19 protein-coding genes are annotated in these 19,737 nt (G+C 63.3%); 12 read left to right on the top strand and 7 right to left on the bottom strand.

Annotation, left to right across the window (positions count from 1 at the left end):
- The first annotated feature begins 92 nt into the window (after window positions 1-92).
- From AAZU54_RS00180 to AAZU54_RS00145, 8 genes are all read left to right on the top strand, one after another.
- The gene (locus AAZU54_RS00180; RefSeq protein WP_186555232.1) at window positions 93-713 is read left to right on the top strand and encodes a LysE family translocator; all 621 of its coding nucleotides are present in this window, start codon (window positions 93-95) and stop codon (window positions 711-713) included.
- A gap of 22 nt (window positions 714-735) precedes the next feature.
- Entirely contained in the window at window positions 736-1,608 is an 873-nt protein-coding gene (locus AAZU54_RS00175) for an alpha/beta fold hydrolase (RefSeq protein ID WP_186555233.1), read from the top strand.
- 328 nt (window positions 1,609-1,936) lie between these two features.
- Complete coding sequence (locus tag AAZU54_RS00170) at window positions 1,937-2,788, top strand: STAS domain-containing protein (RefSeq protein ID WP_312155900.1); 852 nt, start codon at window positions 1,937-1,939, stop codon at window positions 2,786-2,788.
- Between the two features lie 4 nt (window positions 2,789-2,792).
- On the top strand, window positions 2,793-3,155 hold the full coding sequence (locus AAZU54_RS00165; protein ID WP_186555235.1) for an STAS domain-containing protein: 363 nt from the start codon (window positions 2,793-2,795) through the stop codon (window positions 3,153-3,155).
- Window positions 3,152-3,556, top strand: coding sequence for an ATP-binding protein (locus tag AAZU54_RS00160; protein ID WP_186555236.1), 405 nt, complete (start codon window positions 3,152-3,154; stop codon window positions 3,554-3,556). The genes AAZU54_RS00165 and AAZU54_RS00160 overlap by 4 nt, the downstream gene beginning before the upstream one ends.
- A complete protein-coding gene (locus AAZU54_RS00155; protein ID WP_434726437.1) occupies window positions 3,553-4,563 on the top strand; it encodes an ATP-binding protein in 1,011 nt (336 codons plus the stop codon). The genes AAZU54_RS00160 and AAZU54_RS00155 overlap by 4 nt, the downstream gene beginning before the upstream one ends.
- Entirely contained in the window at window positions 4,556-5,431 is an 876-nt protein-coding gene (locus AAZU54_RS00150; protein WP_186555237.1) for a sensor histidine kinase, read from the top strand. Before AAZU54_RS00155 ends, AAZU54_RS00150 begins: the two co-directional genes overlap by 8 nt.
- Complete coding sequence (locus tag AAZU54_RS00145) at window positions 5,421-7,373, top strand: response regulator (protein ID WP_186555238.1); 1,953 nt, start codon at window positions 5,421-5,423, stop codon at window positions 7,371-7,373. The genes AAZU54_RS00150 and AAZU54_RS00145 overlap by 11 nt, the downstream gene beginning before the upstream one ends.
- A 306-nt stretch (window positions 7,374-7,679) precedes the next feature.
- On the opposite strand, the gene AAZU54_RS00140 is transcribed toward AAZU54_RS00145, so the two are convergent.
- The 5 genes from AAZU54_RS00140 to ribBA all read right to left on the bottom strand — a co-directional run bounded on the left by AAZU54_RS00140 (window position 7,680) and on the right by ribBA (window position 12,912).
- Entirely contained in the window at window positions 7,680-8,828 is a 1,149-nt protein-coding gene (locus AAZU54_RS00140) for an ABC transporter ATP-binding protein (RefSeq protein WP_434726293.1), read from the bottom strand.
- Window positions 8,829-8,848: 20 nt separating this feature from the next.
- On the bottom strand, window positions 8,849-9,658 hold the full coding sequence (locus tag AAZU54_RS00135) for an ABC transporter permease (RefSeq protein WP_186555240.1): 810 nt from the start codon (window positions 9,656-9,658) through the stop codon (window positions 8,849-8,851).
- 6 nt (window positions 9,659-9,664) lie between these two features.
- Window positions 9,665-10,582, bottom strand: a complete 918-nt coding sequence (locus tag AAZU54_RS00130; RefSeq protein WP_186555241.1) for an ABC transporter permease — start codon at window positions 10,580-10,582, stop codon at window positions 9,665-9,667.
- Complete coding sequence (locus AAZU54_RS00125) at window positions 10,579-11,604, bottom strand: polyamine ABC transporter substrate-binding protein (protein WP_186555242.1); 1,026 nt, start codon at window positions 11,602-11,604, stop codon at window positions 10,579-10,581. Before AAZU54_RS00125 ends, AAZU54_RS00130 begins: the two co-directional genes overlap by 4 nt.
- 186 nt (window positions 11,605-11,790) lie before the next feature.
- On the bottom strand, window positions 11,791-12,912 hold the full coding sequence (ribBA, locus tag AAZU54_RS00120) for a bifunctional 3,4-dihydroxy-2-butanone-4-phosphate synthase/GTP cyclohydrolase II (RefSeq protein ID WP_186555243.1): 1,122 nt from the start codon (window positions 12,910-12,912) through the stop codon (window positions 11,791-11,793).
- 77 nt (window positions 12,913-12,989) lie between these two features.
- Here ribBA and AAZU54_RS00115 point away from each other — a divergent pair, with 77 nt between their 5' ends.
- Together AAZU54_RS00115 and AAZU54_RS00110 are read left to right on the top strand one after the other, a co-directional pair.
- Window positions 12,990-13,280 (top strand): DUF1330 domain-containing protein, encoded by a 291-nt coding sequence (locus tag AAZU54_RS00115; protein WP_312156031.1) that lies wholly within the window; start codon window positions 12,990-12,992, stop codon window positions 13,278-13,280.
- Between the two features lie 131 nt (window positions 13,281-13,411).
- Window positions 13,412-14,296 carry a LysR family transcriptional regulator gene (locus tag AAZU54_RS00110; RefSeq protein WP_186555245.1) on the top strand — a complete coding sequence of 295 codons (885 nt, stop codon included), beginning with the start codon at window positions 13,412-13,414 and terminating at the stop codon, window positions 14,294-14,296.
- A 112-nt stretch (window positions 14,297-14,408) separates the two neighbouring features.
- Here AAZU54_RS00110 and AAZU54_RS00105 read toward each other — a convergent pair whose 3' ends face one another.
- Window positions 14,409-15,821 carry a purine-cytosine permease family protein gene (locus AAZU54_RS00105; protein WP_186555246.1) on the bottom strand — a complete coding sequence of 471 codons (1,413 nt, stop codon included), beginning with the start codon at window positions 15,819-15,821 and terminating at the stop codon, window positions 14,409-14,411.
- Window positions 15,822-16,166: 345 nt separating this feature from the next.
- A complete protein-coding gene (locus tag AAZU54_RS00100; RefSeq protein WP_186555247.1) occupies window positions 16,167-16,619 on the bottom strand; it encodes an Lrp/AsnC family transcriptional regulator in 453 nt (150 codons plus the stop codon).
- Window positions 16,620-16,730: 111 nt separating this feature from the next.
- Between AAZU54_RS00100 and AAZU54_RS00095 the strand changes: the two genes are divergently transcribed.
- Window positions 16,731-17,345 (top strand): LysE family translocator, encoded by a 615-nt coding sequence (locus AAZU54_RS00095; RefSeq protein WP_434726292.1) that lies wholly within the window; start codon window positions 16,731-16,733, stop codon window positions 17,343-17,345.
- A 180-nt stretch (window positions 17,346-17,525) separates the two neighbouring features.
- The gene (locus tag AAZU54_RS00090) at window positions 17,526-19,736 is read left to right on the top strand and encodes an ATP-binding protein (protein WP_434726291.1); all 2,211 of its coding nucleotides are present in this window, start codon (window positions 17,526-17,528) and stop codon (window positions 19,734-19,736) included.
- The last annotated feature ends 1 nt before the right edge of the window (window position 19,737 follow it).

Here is a 19,737-nt window from a genome sequence, read left to right as displayed (position 1 = left end):
TGCAAAATATAAGGTAACTGTACTGGTGGTTGGCAGGCGCTACTCCGCTACTGTGGTTGCACGATAACTACTCCACGCTGCGGAACCACGCCATGCTTGCCTCTCTCGACCTGCTGACTGCCTTTGTGCTTTTTGCTTTCGTGTCCTCGATCACCCCGGGGCCGAACAACACCATGTTGCTCGCTTCGGGGGTGAACTTTGGGGTGCGTCGTTCGATTCCGCACGCCATGGGCATCAGCATTGGCTTCATGGTCATGGTGCTGGCGGTAGGCTTTGGCCTAGGCGAAGTGTTCAAGGCCTGGCCGCCGTTGTACAGCATCCTTCGCTACCTCGGCGCTGCGTACTTGCTGTATCTGGCCTACAAGATCGCCACTTCTGGGCCGATCTCTGCCAGCGGCAATGGCTCGGCCAAGCCGATGAGTTTCCTGGGCGCGGCGGCGTTCCAGTGGGTCAACCCCAAAGCCTGGGTGATGGCCGTTGGGGCGATTACCACCTACACGCCAGCGCAGGGTTATGTCGTCAATGTGATCGTCATCGCGGCGGTATTCGCCCTGGTCAACCTGCCCAGTGTCGGGATTTGGGTGATGTTCGGCAGTGCTTTGCGCAGCCTTTTGCAAAATCCACGTTGGCTGATGCTGTTCAATGTCCTGATGGCCCTGCTGCTGGTGATTTCGCTGTACCCGCTGCTGTTTGTAGAATCGGCGTTTTCCTGATCCCGATGAGCGCAGCCGGCTGATGCAATTGATCCCTTGGTCCCATGATTGCCCTGAAGGCTTCACCCTGCGCGGTTGGCGCTCGCCCGCCAGTGGCCGGCCACTGCTGCACTTTCTTCACGGTAACGGCTTTTGCAGCCTGGCCTACCAGCCGCTGCTGATGCGTTTGGGCGAGCATTACGACCTGTGGTTGAGCGATGTGCAGGGCCATGGCGACAGTGACCATGGCGGCGCATTTCGTGGTTGGAACCGCACGGCTGCGTTGGCCGTGGAGGCTTTCGAGGCGGGTCGAGGCGAGTATGGCGATGTCCCCCGGTATGCCCTTGGGCACAGTTTTGGCGGGGTGCTGACCGGGTTGATCCTGGCCAATGAGCCGCAGCTGTTCGAACGCGCGGTGTTGCTCGATCCGGTGCTGTTCAGCCGGCGCATGCTCGGGGTTATGGGCGCTGCCGCGCTGGTTGGCCTGCACCGGCGACACGCCTTGGCGCGCAAGGCGGCCACGCGGCGCAGCCACTGGCCTGATCGCGCGGCGGCACATGCCTCGCTGCAGGGGCGGGGCATCTTCAAAGGCTGGAGCGACGAGGCGTTGCAGGCGTATGTCGAGCATGCCATTGGCGACTGCGGTGAAGCGGTGGTGCTCAAATGCCGGCCTAGCCGCGAAGTGGAGATCTTCAGCTCCTTCCCCGAGCGTATGTGGACACAGCTGGGCCGAATCCGCACGCCCACGCGGATTCTCTACGGCGAGCAGACCTATCCCTTCGTGCCTCACTCGGTGCGCCGCCTGGCGGCGCTCAATGCGAGCGTGACGGCGCAGCAGATGCCGGGCGGGCATTGCTTCATGCAAGAAAATCCAGCATTGGCAGCTGAGCAGGTAATGGCTTTTCTCAAGCCCTGACGCGCAGATTGAGGGCGATAAAGCGGGCTGGAGGAGGGTGGACTAATCGGAGTGTGCGTGAGCAAGCCTACCTGATGGCCTAAACGGATGCGTTCTATCTGTCCTGCATTGCGTTGTTGCGCTGTGCCGGTGCCTCTCTACCGCTATGCAGTTGCTGAGTCGCTGTCTACCACGGACCGGGCGATCTTGGCCTAGAGTTAGCAGCACGGCGGATAGCCCAATGCAATTATTGGGTGGTTGCCACAACTATTTTCACTGGTGGATGTCATTTTTTGGGGCCGGTAATTTCTATCGGGCGCCGGCAGGCATTTTCAGGAGAGCAAGGCACATGGCAGCACTGCAGAACAGTACGTTGGAAGCAATTGCTAGCAACCAGTCCCAGCTGATCGGCGATTGGATCGCAGCACTGGAAGCCAATGGCGCCGCCCGCAATATCAAAGAGCAGGACTTGCGTCAGGAAACCCGTGATTTTCTCCAACTGGTAGTCGATGGCCTGCGCAGCGAAAGCGGCGGCAACATTGGCGCAGCAGGTTGGGAAGAAACCCGCCGCTTCCTGGAGAAACTCTCCAGCAGCCGTGCCCAGGCGGGCCAGGAGTCGCACCAGACCGCCTACTTCATCTTTGCCCTCAAAGGCCCGCTGTTCACCCTGTTGCAAAGTCACTACCGCGAGCAGCCGGCGCTGTTGGCCGAGCAGCTGTGGGAGGTCTCCGAGCTGCTCGACGCCTTTGGCCTGCACACCATCCGCACCTATCAGAAAACCCGCGAAGGGGTGATCAAGCGCCAGCAGGAAGAGCTGCTAGAACTGTCCACCCCGGTGGTCAAACTGTGGGATGGAGTGCTCGCCTTGCCGCTGATCGGCACCCTCGACTCGCAACGCAGCCAGACCGTCATGGAGTCACTGCTGCAGCGTATCGTCGACACCGGCTCGGAAATCGCCATCATCGACATCACCGGCGTGCCCACGGTCGATACCCTGGTGGCCCAGCACCTGCTCAAGACCGTCACTGCCATCCGCCTGATGGGCGCCGACTGCATCATTAGCGGCGTGCGTCCGCAGATCGCCCAGACCATCGTTCACCTGGGCCTGGACCTGGGCACGCTGACCACCAAGTCCAATCTTGCCGATGCTCTCAAATTGGCGCTGACCCGTCTAGGCAACCGCCCAGACGAGCGAGTGTGAGCCGATGGAGCGTATCCCTATCTTGCAGATGGGCGAGTTCCTGCTGGTGACCATCCAGGTGGACATGCACGACCAACTGGCCCTGCGCCTGCAGGACGACCTCACCGCGCGTATCGACCACACCTCGGCGCGGGGCGTGTTGATCGATATCTCGGCGCTGGACATGGTCGACTCGTTCATCGGCCGGATGATCGCCAGCATCTCCGGCTTGTCGCGGATCATGGACGCCGAAACCGTGCTGGTCGGCATGCAGCCGGCGGTAGCCATCACCCTGGTCGAACTCGGCCTGACCCTGCCAGGGGTGAGCACCGCGCTCAACGTTGACCGCGGCATGAATCTGCTGCGTCAGCGGGTAGGTCGGCCATGAGCATTCGCGACAGCGGCAGCCAACCGGTGCGCCTGGAGCAGGATGTGGTACTGGCCCGACAGCTGGCGCGCAGGATCGCCAGTGACTGCGGCATGCGCCTGGTCGACTTGACCAAGCTGGTCACGGCGGTCAGCGAACTGGCCCGTAACACCGTGGTGTATGGCGGTGGCGGCGATATGGACTGGCAGGTCATCGAGGACGCCGGCAGGGTTGGCTTGCGCCTGGTATTTCGCGACGAAGGCCCCGGCATCGCTGACGTCAAGCTGGCGTTGACCGATGGCTGGACCTCCGGCTCGGGCCTGGGCTTGGGGCTGACCGGCGCGCGCCGGCTGGTCGATGAATTCGAACTCGACACCGCTCCCGGGCAAGGCACCCGGGTAACGATAACTCGATGGACATGAACCTTGCCGCCAGCCTGACCCAGGTATTGCGCCTGGATGATCACAGCCAGGTGGGCCACGCCCGCCGGGTGGTGCAGAAACTGGCCGAACAGCATGGTTTTGATCCAGCCGATGCTGGTCGAGCCGCGCTGGTCGCTACCGAGCTTGCCAGCAATGTGCTCAAACATGCCGAGCGCGGCGAGTTGCATTTGCGGGTACTGCCTCATGGTGACGGGCACGGCCTTGAGCTGCTGGCGGTGGATCGCGCCAAGGGGTTCGATGTACACGCTTGCCTGGCCGATGGCTACTCGACCGGCGGCACCCAGGGCATTGGCCTGGGCGCGGTCAGTCGCCTGGCACAGGTGTTCGATGTGCATGCCGATGAGCGTGGCGCAGTGGTCTTGGCGCGGCTGTACCGCGAGGACGCCAGTGGGCCGGATGTGCGGGTCGGGGTCAGCCAGCATTCACTGCATGATGACCCCGCCTGTGGTGATACTTGGCACGTGACCCTGGGTAAGCAACGACTGAGCGCACTGCTTATAGATGGTCTGGGTCACGGTGAGGAGGCCGAGCGAGCCGCCAAGGCCGGGGCCCAGGAGTTTGCCGGCAACCCGTTCAGTGAGCCGCAAGGCTTGCTTGGCGAGCTGCACCACGCCATGGCTGGCACCCGCGGCGGCGCGGTGGCCATCGCTCAGTACGATGCCTGCGCCGACAGCTTGGCGTTCGTTGGCATCGGCAATATCGGCGCCACCTTGGTGGGCGGCGAACGGCCGCGGGGCCTGGCCTCGCACCCCGGCATCGTCGGGGGTCAATACCGCAAGGGCCAGGTGTTCGACTACGCTCACGTGAAGGGAAATCTGTTGATCATGTTCAGCGACGGCCTGCAATCGCGTTGGAACCTTCAAGCCTACCCCGGCCTGGCCTCGCGCCACCCGGCCGTGATCGCCACCGTGCTGCACCGCGACTTCTGCCGCGGGCGGGACGATGTCACGGTGCTGGTTATCGACCTGGAGACAGTGCATGCCTGAGCCGTCGCCCCACACCACCGCCGAGCAGGCCGCCCTGGTGGCGCGCTTGCAGGCGGAAAACCAGGCCTTGCGCGGCGAGTTGGAAGAAACCAACCAGGGCGTGCTGGCGCTGTATGCCGAGCTGGACATCCAGGCTGAGCAATTGCGCCAGGCATCGGACCTGAAAAGCCGCTTCCTTTCCTACATGAGCCACGAATTCCGCACGCCGCTGGGCTCGATCCTGAGCATTACCAGCCTGCTCGCCGACGAAGTGGACGGGCCGCTGAGCAAAGAGCAGCAGTTGCAGGTGGCGTTCGTCAGCACCGCGACTCGCGAGCTCAGCGACATGGTCGATGACCTGCTGGACCTGGCCAAGATCGAGGCCGGGCGCATCACCATCTCGCCGGCCTGGTTCGACATGCTCGACCTGTTCGCCGCCTTGCGCGGGATGTTCCGGCCGATTGTCGATACCGGGTCTGTCGATCTGATTTTCGAAGAACCACAGGGCCTGCCCCAGCTGTATACCGACGACAAGAAGCTGACCCAGATTCTGCGTAACTTCATTTCCAATGCCCTGAAGTTCACCACCCGAGGCGAAGTGCGGGTCTCGGCCCAGTTGCATGGCAGCGATCAGATTCGCTTCGCCGTTACCGATACCGGCATCGGCATTGCGCCAGAGCTGCTCGAAGGCCTGTTCGAGGACTTCGCCCAGCTCGACTCGCCACTGCAAAAGCGTCTGCGCGGCACTGGCTTGGGGTTGTCGCTGTGCAAGCGTTTCGCCGCCTTGCTGGGGGGCGAAGTGGGGGTGGACAGCGTGCCAGGGGAGGGTTCGGCGTTTTTTGTGATCATTCCATTGGCCATCGCCCAGGAGAGCGTCGATGAACCCTGACATCCGCCTGCTGATCGTCGACGACAACGCCGCCACGCGTTACGCGCTGCGCCGGCGGCTGGCGCTGCACGACTACCAGGTGCTGGAAGCAGGCACCGGTGGCGACGGCCTGGCGATGATCCGCAACGAGCAGATCGATGCCCTGATTCTCGATGTCAACCTGCCGGACATGAGTGGGTTCGACATCGTGCGCCTGCTGCGCGCCGATCCGGCAACCGCGTTGCTGCCGGTGATCCACGTGTCTGCCGCGTCGATCCAGACCGGTGACATCATCACTGGCCTGGAAGCGGGCGCCGACGCCTACCTGGTGCACCCGGTCGATCCGGACGTGCTGCTGGCGACCCTGCGCACCTTGCTGCGGGTGCGCGACACCGAGCGTGCACTGCGCGAGAGCGAAGCGCGTTTTCGTGAGATCTTCAGCAATGTTTCGGCACCGATTGCAGTCTTGGACGCCACCCTCAAGGTGCATGAATGCAACCAGGCCTTCGCCCAGCTGATCCAGGACAACCGCCACCCGGAAACCTTGCGTGAGTGCTTTGCCAGCGATCAGCAAGGCGAATTGGCGCTGTTGCGTCAGCACCTTGCCGATGGCCAGCGCTGGCGTGGCACCTTGGCCATGACCGTGCAAGGCCTGCCGCGGGATACCGAGTGGCAGCTGTCGCCTTATCGCGCGCCCGGCTTGTGCCTGGTGTTCGTCGAGGACGTCACCGAGCACCGCCATCGCGAGCGTTCGCACCTGGCCCGCCTGGATGACGCCAACACCCAGCTGGCCCATGAAGTCGCCCAGCGCGCACGCAGCGAAGCGCAGTTGTTGCAACTACAGAAGATGGATGCGCTGGGCAGCCTCACCGGCGGTATCGCCCATGACTTCAACAACCTGCTCACCGGCATCATCACCAGCCTGGAATTGATCCGCAAACGGGTTGCGGAAAACCGTGTGGAGAAAGTCCCAAGCTACGCCGAGGCTGCCTTGAGCTCGGCAATGAGCGCGGCATCGCTCACCCATCGCTTGCTGGCCTTCGCCCGCCAGCAGCCGCTCGATACCCGGCCGGTAGATGTCAACGAACGGGTGCGCTCGCTGGAGGAGTTGATTACCCGCACCATCGGCGAGCGCATCGAACTGCAACTGCAGCTCTCCAGCCGCCCGGCGATTGCCCTGGTCGATCCGATCCAGCTGGAAAGCGCAGTGCTCAACCTGGTGATCAATGCCCGGGATGCCTTGGCCAAGGGCGGGCATATCTGGGTCAATACTGCCGCGACCTGGTCGCATGGCGACCCCAATTTGCAGGACGGCCCCTATGTGGCGGTGACGGTGCGCGATGATGGCAGCGGCATCGAGCCGCAGTTGCTGGAAAAAGTCTTCGATCCGTTTTTCACCACCAAACCGGTCGGTCAAGGCACCGGGCTTGGCTTGTCGACTATCTATGGGTTCGCTCGCCAGTCTGGGGGGCATGTGGCGATTCGAAGCCTGCCAGGGCAGGGCACCGAAGTGACCCTGCTGCTGCCGGCCAGTACCCAACAAGCGGCCAGTGCTGATCGCGCACCCCAGGTCGACCAGAAGGGCGCCGGCGAGCATGTGCTGATCGTCGAGGACATGGCTTCGGTGCGCCTGTCGGTGGCCGAGGCGTTGGCCGATGCCGGCTATCGCTGCACCTTGGCCGAGACCATTGAGCAGGCGCTGGACCATTTGCGCGAAGACGCAGGGATCGAGCTGTTGCTGACCGATGTCGGCTTGCCGGGGATCAGTGGCCGGGAGCTGGCGGACATGGCCCGCACCTACCGACCGGGGCTGCCGGTGCTGTTCATGACCGGCTACGCCGAGACCGCGTTGGATCGCCAGGCGTTTCTTGGCACGGGGATGGATATGCTGATCAAGCCGTTCCAGATTGGTGAGTTGCTGGACAAGGTGCGGCGCAGCTTGGGGCAGCTGGCCGCAGGATGAAACGTTGTACTTGCTGGCCTCATCGCGGGGCAAGCCCGCTCCCACGTTGCTTGGTTGCCATGTCCTCTGGCGCCTAGTCAAGCATGGCGCCCATGCCTGGCTCCCAGGTTGTTCGCCTCATGAGCCAAGCGTGCGGGCTTGCCCGGCGACAGGTCACCGATCAATGCGTCCCAGCGGCCTTGCTCCCACGTTGCTTGGTTGCCACGTCCTCTGGCGCCTAGCCAAGCGTGGCGCCCATGCTTGGCTCAGGTTCTTCGCCTCATGAGCCAAGCGTGGGAGCGGGCTTGCCCCGCGAAAGGTGGCCGATCAGTGTGCCCCAGCAGCCTTGCTCAGATCGCTCTCGGCCCACTCGGTATAGATACAGGCATCGGCTACCGCCCAGCGTACCTTGACCGTTTCCCCTGGCTGCATCGGCATCCCCGCCGCCGACAAGGCCTTGACCGTCATTTCAGTGCCGCCGGCAGTGACCACATGGCACGTCTGGCTCTCACCCAGGAACAACACCTCGGCGACCTTGGCACTGACCTCGTTCCAACCCGCCGGGAGTGGCTCGCGCGCAGCTTGCTCGGCACTCAAGGCCAGGGCTTTTTCCGGCCGCACCATGATCAGCGCGTCCTGTTCGGCGACCAGCCCTGGGGTCAGGCGAATTGCCAGTGCTTGCCCCTCAAAGCGCCCGGCACCATTGCTGCTGGCCTTGATGCGCAGGAAGTTGGAGTTGCCCAGGAACGAGGCGACGAAGGCATTCGGCGGATTCTGGTAAAGGTCATAGCCACTGCCCAGTCCGACGATCTTGCCGTGGCTGAAGATGGCGATGCGCTGTGACAGGCGCATGGCTTCTTCCTGGTCGTGGGTGACGTAGACGATGGTGATGCCCAGCCGGCGATGCAGCTGACGCAGTTCGTCCTGCAGGTCTTCGCGCAGTTTCTTGTCCAGCGCGCCGAGCGGTTCGTCCATCAACAGGATCCGTGGCTCGTAGACCAGCGCCCGGGCAATTGCCACCCGCTGCTGCTGGCCACCGGAGAGCTGAGCAGGGCGGCGATGGGCGAACGGCTCCAGTTGCACCAGCTTGAGCATCGCATCGACCTGCTTGGCGATCTCGCCAGCGCTGAGTTTGCGGATCGCCAGGGGGAAGGCGATGTTGTCGCGCACCGACAGGTGCGGGAACAGCGAATAGCGCTGGAACACCATGCCGATGTCGCGCTTGTGCGGCGGGACGTTGACCAGCGACAGCTGATCGACCAGGATCTCGCCGCTACTGGGCGTCTCGAAGCCGGCCAGCATCGACAGCGTGGTGGACTTGCCCGAGCCGCTGGAGCCGAGGAAGGTGAGGAACTCGCCATCCTGGATGTCCAGGTTGATGTTGTCCACGGCGGTGAATTCGCCGTAGTGCTTGTTCAGGTTGCGCAAGCTGACCAGGGTCTGGTTGGGCGCGTTGTCTTTGCTCACTGCACTCATTGTTATTGTCTCCGGGGCGTTCAGGCGCTGGCTGGGTTGCGCCGGCGCAGGGCGGCGGCGATGAGCATGACCAGGATCGACAGGCCGATCAGCAGGGTCGAGGCCACCGCAATGACGGGGGTCAGGTCCTGGCGCAGGGTGGTCCACATCTTCACTGGCAGGGTCTGCAAGTTGGGGCTGGCCATCATCACGCTCAGTACCACTTCGTCCCACGACACCAAAAAGGCAAACAGGCCGCCGGCGATCATCCCTGGGCGAATGGCCGGGAAGGTCACCTTGAAGATCGCTTGCAGCCGCGAGGCGCCGCAGATGACCGCGGCGTCTTCGATCGACTGGTCGAACAGCTTGAGCGAGTTGATGATCGAGATGATGGTGAACGGCAGGGCGACGATCACATGGCTGACCACGAAGGCGAACAGCGTGCCGGTGTAGCCAAGCTTGAGAAACAGCGCGTACACCGCCACGGCGATGATCACCAGCGGCACGATCATCGGCAGGGTGAACAGCCCGTAGAGCATCTCCCGGCCAGGAAAGCGCCCGCGTACCAGGGCGAAGGCGGTGGGCAGGCCCAGCGCCACTGCACAGATCGTGGTCAGCACGGCGACCTTGAGGCTGGCCAGGGCGGCCTCCATCCACTCAGGGTTGGAGAAGAACTGGCCGTACCACTTGAAGGTCCAGCCCGGCGGCGGGAATACCAGCCACTGCGACGAGCCGAACGACAGCAGGACGATGAACAGGATCGGCAGCAACAGGAAGGCTGCGATCACCCCGGTGGTCAGGTACAGGCCAACCCGCAGCGGGCGGCCCATGGCATTGGGCGTCAGGAGCATGGCGGCTTACCTCGCGTTACCAACCGGCGATTCCGGTTGCAGCTTCAGGTACAAGTAGAAGAGCACCAGGGTGATCAGTACCAACAGGGCAGCAGCGGCGCTAGCCAGGCCCCAGTTGAGGAACGACTGCACCTGCTGGACGATGAACTCAGGCAGCATCATGTTCTGCGCGCCGCCGAGCAGGGCCGGGGTGACGTAGTAACCGAGCGACATGACGAACACCATCAAGGCACCGGAGAACAGCCCCGAGCGGCACAGCGGCAGGAACACTTTCCAGAAGTTGGTCCAAGGGCTGGCGCCACAGATGGAACCGGCCTGCAGCACCATCGGGTCGATCGCGTGCATGGTCGCCTGCAGCGGCAGGACGATGAACGGGATCATGATGTAGCTCATGCCGATCACCACGCCCGTGAGGTTGTGGACCATTTCCAGCGGCGCATCGATGATCCCCATGGCCATCAGCGCCTTGTTGATCACCCCCGAGGCCTGCAGCAGCACCAGCCATGAGTAGGTGCGCGCGAGCAGGCTGGTCCACATCGACAGCAGTACGATGTTCAGCAGCCAGCGGCCCCAGCCCTTGGGCACCAGGGTGATCGCCCAGGCCAGTGGGAAGCCCAGCAGCACGCTGATCAGGGTCACCAGGCCGGCCACCGAGAAGGTGTTGAACAGCACCCGCGCATAGGCCGAGTTGGCAAACAGCTGCTCGTAGTTGCCCAGCCCCGGCACTGGCTCCAGCACCCCGCGCAGCAGCAGGCCGATCAGCGGGGCGAAGAAGAACAGGCCAAGGAACAACAGGGCCGGCAGCAGGTTGCGGCTGCCACGCCAGCGTTGGCTCAAGCTCGGACGGTGCATGGCCGCTCCTGGTGCGCCGCTGCCGCTGGCGGCACCTTGCGCGTTGTGCAGGGCATTGATGGCGACTTTCATTTGACCAGCCACTCATTCCAGCGGGCAGCGATGGCCTGGCCGTTCTTCGCCCAGTAGGCGAAGTCCAGCGTCACCTGGTCTTGAGCGTAGGCGGTCGGCAGGTTGGAGGCGAGCTCGGGTTTGAGCTGGCTGACGCTGTCCAGGTTGACCGGGGCGTAGGCCGTCAAGTTGGCGAACTCGGCCTGGCCCTTGGCGCTGGCGGCGTTGGCCAGGAACTTCATGGCCGCATCCTTGTTCTTGGCGCCTTTGGGAATGACCAGGAAGTCGGCCATGACCAGGTTCTGCTTCCAGCTCACCCCAACCGGCGCGCCATCTTGCTGCAGGGCGTAGACCCGGCCGTTCCAGAACTGCCCCAGCGACGCCTCACCCGAGGCCAGCAGCTGCTGCGACTGCGCGCCGCCGCCCCACCAGACGATGTCTTTCTTGATGGTGTCGAGCTTGTTGAAGGCCCGGTCGAGGTCCAGTGGGTAGAGCTTGTCGGGCGCCACGCCGTCAGCCAGCAGCGCCAGTTCCAGCACGCCTGGGCTTGGCCATTTGTACAGGGCGCGCTTGCCAGGGTAGGTCTTGGTGTCGAACAGCGCTGACCAGTCCACCGGCTTGTTGGCCCCGAGCTTGCCTTCGTTGTAGCCCAGGACGAAGGAGAAGAAGAACGAGCCGACGCCGTGGTCGGAAACGAAGCGCGGGTCGATGCGCTCGCGTTGGATGGTGTTGAAGTCCAAAGGTTCGAGCAGGCCCTCGGCGGCGGCACGCAGGGCGAAGTCCGCTTCTACATCGACCACGTCCCATTGCACGTTGCCGCTCTCGACCATGGCCTTGAGTTTGCCGTAGTCGGTGGGCCCGTCTTGCACGACCTTGATGTTGCTGGCTTTGGAGAAGGGCTCGGCCCATGCCTGTTTTTGCGCATCCTGGGTCGTTCCACCCCAGCTGACGAAGTTCAGGCTGTCGGCGGCTTGGCTGGCCTGGCAGGCCAGGGTCAGCAGGCTGGCGGACAGCACTGCGGTTACACGTTTGCTCAACAGCATGGTTACGCCCTCGTTACTTTTGTTATTCGAGGCGGGTCTGTCACCCGCCATGTGTTCGGGGAGCAGCTATTTCAACGATGTCGTGGGGCCGATTGTGAGTTTAGGATGCGGCCGATAATTTAAGGTCTACGGGATATCATATTATGGTATTCCAAGATTTTGGCAAGCACTCTGGGCGACCGGCCATCACCCTGTAATTGCAGGCTCGAACGGGATGCTCTGCACCACCTCCAGTTCATACCCCGCCAGCCCCGCATACTTGAGCGGCGGCCCCAGGTGACGCAGCTTGCCCACGCCCAGGTCCTGCAGAATCTGCGCCCCGGTGCCGACCTCCGAGTACACCTTCGATTGCCCACGCTGATACGCACGCACCGGCTGGGTCAGTTGCGGCACCCGCTCCAACAGGGCTTGGGAAGACTCGTGATTGGCCAGGATCACCACCACCCCCGCACCCTCGTCGGCGACCTTCTCCAGCGCCGCCCACAGGGTCCAGTTGGCCGGCCCGGCGTACTCGGCGCCGACCAGGTCACGCAGCGGGTCGATCACATGCACGCGCACCAGGGTTGGCTGTTCGCGACGGATCTCGCCCATCACCATGGCCATGTGCACCCCGCCCTCGATGCGGTCCTCGTAGGTCACCAGGCGGAAGGTGCCATGCACCGTCGGCAGTTCACGTTCGCCGATGCGTTTGATGGTCTGCTCGGTGCTCAACCGGTAGTGGATCAAGTCGGCGATGGTGCCGATCTTGATCCCGTGCTGGGCGGCGAACACCTCCAGGTCCGGGCGGCGGGCCATGCTGCCGTCATCGTTGAGCACCTCGACGATCACCGAGGCCGGGCTGAAACCGGCCAGGCGGGCCAGGTCGCAACCCGCTTCGGTATGCCCGGCACGGGTCAGTACGCCGCCTTCACGGGCGCGTAGGGGGAAGATATGCCCCGGCTGGACCAGGTCCTCAGGCCGCGCGTTGGGCGCCATGGCGGCAGCCACGGTGCGGGCACGATCGGCCGCCGAGATGCCGGTGGTGACGCCGCTGGCAGCCTCGATCGACACGGTAAAGGCAGTGCTGAAGGCGCTGCCGTTGCTTGGCACCATCTGCTCCAGGCCCAGCCGTTGGCAGTGCTCGTCGGTCAAGGTCAGGCAGATCAGCCCACGCGCCTGGCGGGCCATGAAGTTGATGGCGGCCGCGTCGCAGTGTTCGGCGGCGATCAACAGATCGCCTTCGTTCTCACGGTCTTCGTCATCCACCAGCAGGACCATCTTGCCTTGCCGGTAGTCCTCGAGTAGTTCTTCGATGCTGTTGAAAGCCATGCTGCACGCTCGCTGTGGTGGTTTGATTTTTATGGTATACCATAATACACAAATACCTGAAGACAGGAGAGCAGTGGATGAAGGCCTATTGGATTGCCCATGTCGATGTGACCGATCCTGAGCAGTACCAGCAATACACCCAGCGCGCACCGGCGGCGTTCAAGGCGTATGGCGGGCGGTTGCTGGCGCGGGGCGGGCGTAGCGAAGCGCTGGAAGGGCGACCAACCCCGCAGCGCAGTGTGGTCATTGAGTTCGAGTCGTATGAACAGGCGCTGGCCTGCTATCGCTCGGCCGAGTATCAACAGGCCTGCTGCCATCGCCAGGGGGTGGCGACGGCTGAGGTGATCATCGTCGAAGGGGTAGATTGACTCGCACTCGCATGCCGTTCAGGTGGCTTGCCTGGCGTTAGGGCCAGCGCTGCCAGCTGTGCAGGGATTAGGCAGCTGCCTCGCTGGGGAAAAGCCGGTATAAAGCGTTCACTGTCAACTGGATAGCGACAATGAACCCTTACGAAGACATGCGTATTTTTGCCCAGGTCATGGAAGCCGGCAGCTTCACCGCCGCTGCCGAGCGCCTGGGGCTGTCCAAGCAGTTCGTCAGCCGCCGCGTGATGCAACTCGAAGAGCGCCTGGGCGTGCGCCTGCTCAACCGTTCGACGCGGCGTCTGGATGCCACGCCATTGGGCCAGCAGTACTACCAGTCGGCCTTGCGTTTGCTCAGCGAAGTGCAGCAGGTCGAGCAAGACATCAGCGGCCAGACCCAGGCGTTGCGTGGCACCTTGCGCTTGAGTGCGCCGCTGTCATTCGCCATGAGCCATCTGGGCTGTTTATTGACGGAGTTCTTGCAACTGCATCGGCAACTGGACGTCGAAGTCGACCTGAGTGACCGGGCGGTGGACCTGATTGGCGAGGGCTATGACCTGGCACTGCGCATTGGTAGCTTGGAGGATTCCAGTCTGATTGCGCGGCGGATTGCCGATATCGAACGGGTCTACTGCGCAAGCCCCGATTATCTGGCGAGACGCGGCACGCCAGCAGTGCCTGAAGCGCTGCGTGAGCATGATTGTCTACCTTATGGGCATGCACGGCAGGTGCAGTGGCAGTTCAAGCATCAGGGCAAGGCCCTGGCCATTGCGGTGACGGGGCGGATGCGCGCGAACAATGGCGAGCTGCTCAGGGATGCGGCGATTGCCGGGATGGGCATTACCTATCTGCCAGCGTTCATCGTCGAGCGGGCATTGGCAGAGGGCAGGTTGGTCGCACTTCTGGAGCCGTGGACACCGCCAGCGCTGCAGCTGTCGGCGGTGTACCCACAGCACCGGCAAGTGGCCCGGCCGGTACAGGCGTTCGTGGCGTTTTTGCGTGAGCGCTTGGGGCGGCTATAGGTTGCCTGTGCCGGCCTCTTCGCGGGCAAGCCCGCTCCCACAGAGGCCCCGTCGTGCATCGCGCTGTGGCGCGTCAGAGCGGGGTTGTGGGAGCGCGCAGGTGCTGTCTCTATCAGGCTGCCGCTGCCAGTTTGGCGCTGGTCTGCCGACGGCGATAGGCACTGTCGCGGCTGGCCAGCCACCAGTACAGCGGAGAGGTGATCGCAAGGCCCACCAGCCACGACAGATCGGCGCCGTTGATGTGCTCGGCTACCGGCCCGACATACAGCGGCGTGTTCATGAACGGGATCTGCACCACGATGCCCACGGCATAGGCGATCAGTGCCTGCGGGTTGTAGCGCCCGTAGATGCCGCCATCGACCTTGAAGATCGAGTCGATGTCGTAGTCGCCCTTGTGGATCACATAGAAGTCGATCAGGTTGATCGCCGTCCACGGCACCAGCACGACCAGCAGCACCAGGACCATATCGACGAAGTGGCCGATGAAGTCCGCCGAGGCGAACACCGCCACCACGCAGCAGGCGGCCAGGACTATCAGCGACAGCACCGCGCGGCTTTTCGCGGTCGGGATCCAGCGGTAAGCGAAGGTCTGGATCAGGGTGATGATCGACAGCACTGCGCCATACAGGTTGAGGGCGTTGTGGCTGATCACGCTGAGCAGGAACAGCACCAGCATCAACGGGCCAATTGCACCGGTGGCGAGCTTGACGGCGTCCATGGTGTCCATGCCCGCCGGGATCGCCAGCACCGCCACCGCGCCGAACACGAACGACAGGCTCGAACCCAGGGCCGAGCCCAGGTAAGTGGTCCAGAATGTCGACGACACCTTCACGTCTGCCGGCAGGTAGCGCGAGTAATCCGACACATACGGCGCGAAGGCGATCTGCCACAGCGCCGCCAGCGATACGGTGGCCAGCCAGCCGGCGAGGTTGAAGCCGCCGCGGGTGAGGAAATCATCGCTCTGGACATGGCTGAAGATGTAGCCAAAACCGACCACGATGCCGACCCCCAGGACCCAGGTGCCAATGCGGTTGAGCACGTGGATGAAGCGGTAGCCGATGATGCCGATGATGCCCGAGCCCAGCGCACCGATCACGATACCGACCGGCACTGGAACCGACTCGGCGACCCCATGCAGCGACTTGCCGGCCAGGACGATGTTGGAGGCGAAGAAGCCGATGTACATCACCCCAGCGATGACCACCACCAGCAACGCGCCGAGCGAGCCGAACTGGGCGCGGCTCTGGATCATCTGGGGAATGCCCATCTGCGGGCCTTGCGCCGAGTGCAGCGCCATCAGCACGCCTCCGAGCAGATGACCGACCAGGATGGCGACGATGCCCCACACCAGGTTCAGATGAAACAACTGCACGCCCAGGGCGCCAGTGACGATGGGCAGGGGCGCGATGTTGCCGCCGAACCACAGGGTGAACAGATCCCTTACCTTTCCATGGCGGTCTTGCGGGGGCACGTAGCCGATCGTGTGTTTTTCTATTAGAGGTGCCGAGTTGGCTGCACTGGTCATGACTGACTCCAAGGCAAGGTGGGGCACGGGGGAGTGCCCGGGTGCGTGCCGGCAAGGGGCGACGCGTTCTTGTTGGAGGGATGATGCGGGGTGCGCAGGGATCGAGAAATTAGTAAATATGTGCTCATGAACCTTAAAAAACCTAAGGCTGACAAAAGGTTAAGAGGTCGCTGGCAGCAAGGAACGGGCCACCGGGCTGAAGGCCGCGGGGTTGGGGGCTTCAAGGGGGTTGGCGTCAGCACGCAGTGAGCCGTGTTGGTGCGCACTGCACGCTCAGAGGGCGAGTAAAAAGCGGGTTTGGGCGGGCCTTTCGCTGGCAGTCGACACAAGCCGTGCAGCTGCCAACTACATTGGCAACAATCGATCCTGAATCACTTCTTTCATCACCAGCGTCGAGCTCAGCCGCTTGACGTTGGGGATGCTGGTCAACTGCTCGTCATAGAGTTTCTGAAACGCCGGGAGATCACGCGCTACCACATGCAGCAGGTAGTCCGGATCGCCAAACAAGCGCTGCGCCTCGACGATCTGCGGAATCTGCGCCAGCGCCGCTTCAAAGTCCGCCACCGGCTGGCGGGTGACTTCGCGCAAGGTCACGAAGACCAACGCGGCGAAGTTCAAGCCTAGCGCCGCCGGCGCCAAGCGTGCGTGATAGCCAACAATGGCGCCAGATTCCTCCAGTGCTTTCAAGCGTCGATGGCAGGGCGAGAGGCTCAAGCCGACGCGCTCGGCCAGGTCGGTTACCGACAAGCGACCGTCTTGTTGCAGCTCGGCAAGGATCTTGCGATCGGTTCTGTCCATTTGGGAAGAATCTTCCAGTAATTGTTCGCAGGGAGGGAATATACGAAAGAAAATCCCTCGGCGATATCCGTAATCTTTCTTCATCCAAAGCTGATCTGAAGGAAGACTCAAGTGGCTATCAGTGTGTTGGCGGCGTTCTGGGCCGTGTCGTTGCTGTTTGTCCTTACCCCGGGTGCCGATTGGGCCTACGCCATCTCGGCCGGTATGCGTGGACGCTGGGTGATGCCTGCGGTAGCTGGCATGCTCTCGGGGCACTTTCTCGCGACGCTGGTGGTGGCCGCCGGGGTCGGTAGCCTGATCGCCGGGCATCCGCTGGCACTGTCGCTGCTGACCTTGGCTGGCTCCGCTTACCTGCTGTGGTTGGGCGGTAATCTGCTGTTGCGCCCGGCAGCGCCCGAAGCGGCCCAGGCCGATGAAGCAGGATCGGGGGCACGCTGGGCGCTCAAGGGGTTTTGCGTCAGCGGTCTGAACCCCAAAGTGTTCTTGCTGTTTCTGGCCTTGCTGCCACAGTTCACCGATCCATCCTCAACTTGGCCGCTACCGCTGCAGATTCTGCTGCTGGGGTTGGTCCACCTGTTCAGCTCGCTGGTGGTCTACCTGCTGGTCGGCTACGGCGCCAAGGCTGTATTGCGCAGCCGCCCGGCGGCGGCGAGGCTGGTCGGCAGGGTGTCGGGTTCGGCGATGATGGTGATCGGGGTGAGTTTGATAGCTGGGCAACTGATCTAACGGTAGGCGCTGGCGCAGCCTGCGATGGGCTGCAAGGCAGCCCCCTGGGGCGACATCTATCGCTGGCGTATTGGCTGTCGACAACTAACTGTTGAGCCCAGCGGAACGTCTGGCGTTCTCTGATTTCTTATCCATCAGGTAGATGGCACTGTGCCTAGGGCAACCGATGGTCAGGATGAAATGAAATCAGTTTCGGACAACGACGCAAACTCCCCGCATAGCCCGATGCCGAGCTTCTTGCTCGGTGGCGGCACGGTCAGCACGTTGCTGCAGTCGTTGGACTGGGACACCTCGCCATTAGGGGCGCCGGCCGATTGGTCCGCCAGCCTGAAAACGCTCATGGCCACTATTCTTCCGGCCAAGGCGCAGATCGTGTTGTTCTGGGGCGCCGACTACGTAGCGCTGTACAACGAGGCGTATGCGCCGACTATCGGAGCCAAGCATCCACGTGCCCTGGGCCGACCGGGGCAGGAGAACTGGAGCGAGCTGTGGGACGATCTTGAACCGCTGCTGCGCGGCGTGCGCGAAACCGGCGAAACCTTTTCGGCCAATGATCGGCCGTTCTATATCGAACGCCGAGGCTTAGGTGAAACGGCCTACTTCGATGTCTCCTACTCAGCCGTGCGCGAGGCCGATGGCAGCGTTGGCGGCGTGCTCTGTATCGTTACCGAAACCACCGAACGGGTGCAGTTCCAGCGCCGCCAGGCCTTTCTGCTGGAGCTGGGGCAGGCGTTGCCGGGCATGGATGAGCCTGAGGCCATCGAAGCCTACGCGCTGCGCCGGCTGGGCGAGGAGCTTGGCGCCTTACGGGTATTTTTTGGCGAAGATCTCGGCGATGGTCAGCACCTGCGGGTTGCCCGCGACTGGGTCGATGGCGTGACCTCGCTGACCGGTGAGCAGAACTACCAGGCCTTCGCTGCGCAATTGCACGATCAACTGGCCAGCGGCATGAGCGTCCAGAGCGATTTCCCCGCCGGTACTTCGGCCGATCTGTGCGCCAGCTTGCATGTGCCCGTGCTCCAGGCGAGCGGTTTGGAGGCGATGCTGACGGTGCAATTTCATACCCCTCATGTGTTCGTCGAGGACGAGTGCCTGTTGGTCCAGGAAACCGCCAAGCAGGTCTGGAAGGCCATTACCCACGCCCGCGCCGAGCGGGCCTTGCGCGCCAGTGCTGCACACCTGGAGGCGACCTTTGCCGAACTGATGGCGCTCAATGAGAGCCTGGAGGAGCGCGTCGCCAGCATGCTCAGCGAGCGCGAAGCGGCGATGCTGCAACTGCACGAAGTGCGCAAGATGGAAATGATCGGCCAGCTGACCGGTGGCATCGCCCATGACTTCAATAACATGCTCACCCCGATCATCGCTTCGCTTGAGCTGATCCGCCGCCGCCCGGACGATATCGGCCGCTCGACCCGACTGATCGATGGGGCGCTGCAAGCGGCGGATCGCGCGCGCAACCTGGTCGGCCGCCTGCTCAGCTTCGCGCGCCGGCAGACCCTCAAACCCCAGGCAGTGTCACTGGCCATGCTGGTCGGTGACATGCGCGAGTTGATTGCCCGTTCGCTGGGGCCAACCATCGAGGTGGTGGTGCAGATCGATGCGCGACTGCCCAGCGTGCTGGTCGACCCGCACCAGTTGGAGCTGGCAGTGCTCAACCTGGTGGTCAATGCCCGCGATGCGATGAACAGTGGCGGGCGTCTGCTGATCTCTGCCGGTGGCGCCGACACAGGCCCGCCGCGGCCAGAGGGTGTGGCCGGACAACAGCTGTGGCTGCAAGTGGCTGATAACGGCTGTGGCATGGATGAAGAAGTCCTGGCTCGCTGCTTTGAGCCGTTCTACTCGACCAAGGGTGTCGGCAAGGGGACGGGGCTCGGCCTGCCGATGGTGCAGGGCTTGGCAGGGCAATCGGGTGGCGGTTTTGCCATTCATTCGCGCCCGGGCGAGGGCACCCAGGCGACGCTCTGGCTGCCGCAGGGAGAGCCCCATGTGGTCGACGCGGGCAGCCCAGCTCAAGAGCCGCCACGGGCTCGTGAGGCTACGCGGGTGCTGCTGGTGGATGACGAAGAGATCGTGCGCCATGCCACCGCGCTGCAGTTGCGCGACCTGGGCTACGAGGTGAGCGAGGCCGCCAGCCCGGCGCAGGCACGCGCCTTGATCGCTCAGGGGCTGGTCATGGATGTGCTGGTCACCGACCAGATCATGAGTGACGAGACCGGCGCCCAGTTCGCCCATCAACTGCGCCAGCAGCATCAGGACCTGCCCGTGTTGATCATCACCGGCTACGCCAACCTCTCGCCGCGTGAGCTTTACGGTTTCGAGGTGCTGCGCAAACCCTTTCGCCGCGCAGAGCTGGCTGAAAGCCTGGCGCGGCTGCTGCGGATCAGCGCCTGAG

This window comes from Pseudomonas sp. Je.1.5.c (assembly GCF_051129895.1).
GTDB lineage: Bacteria > Pseudomonadota > Gammaproteobacteria > Pseudomonadales > Pseudomonadaceae > Aquipseudomonas > Aquipseudomonas urmiensis.
Note: the sequence above shows the minus strand (reverse complement) of the source record. Positions and strands in the feature narration are given on the sequence as shown.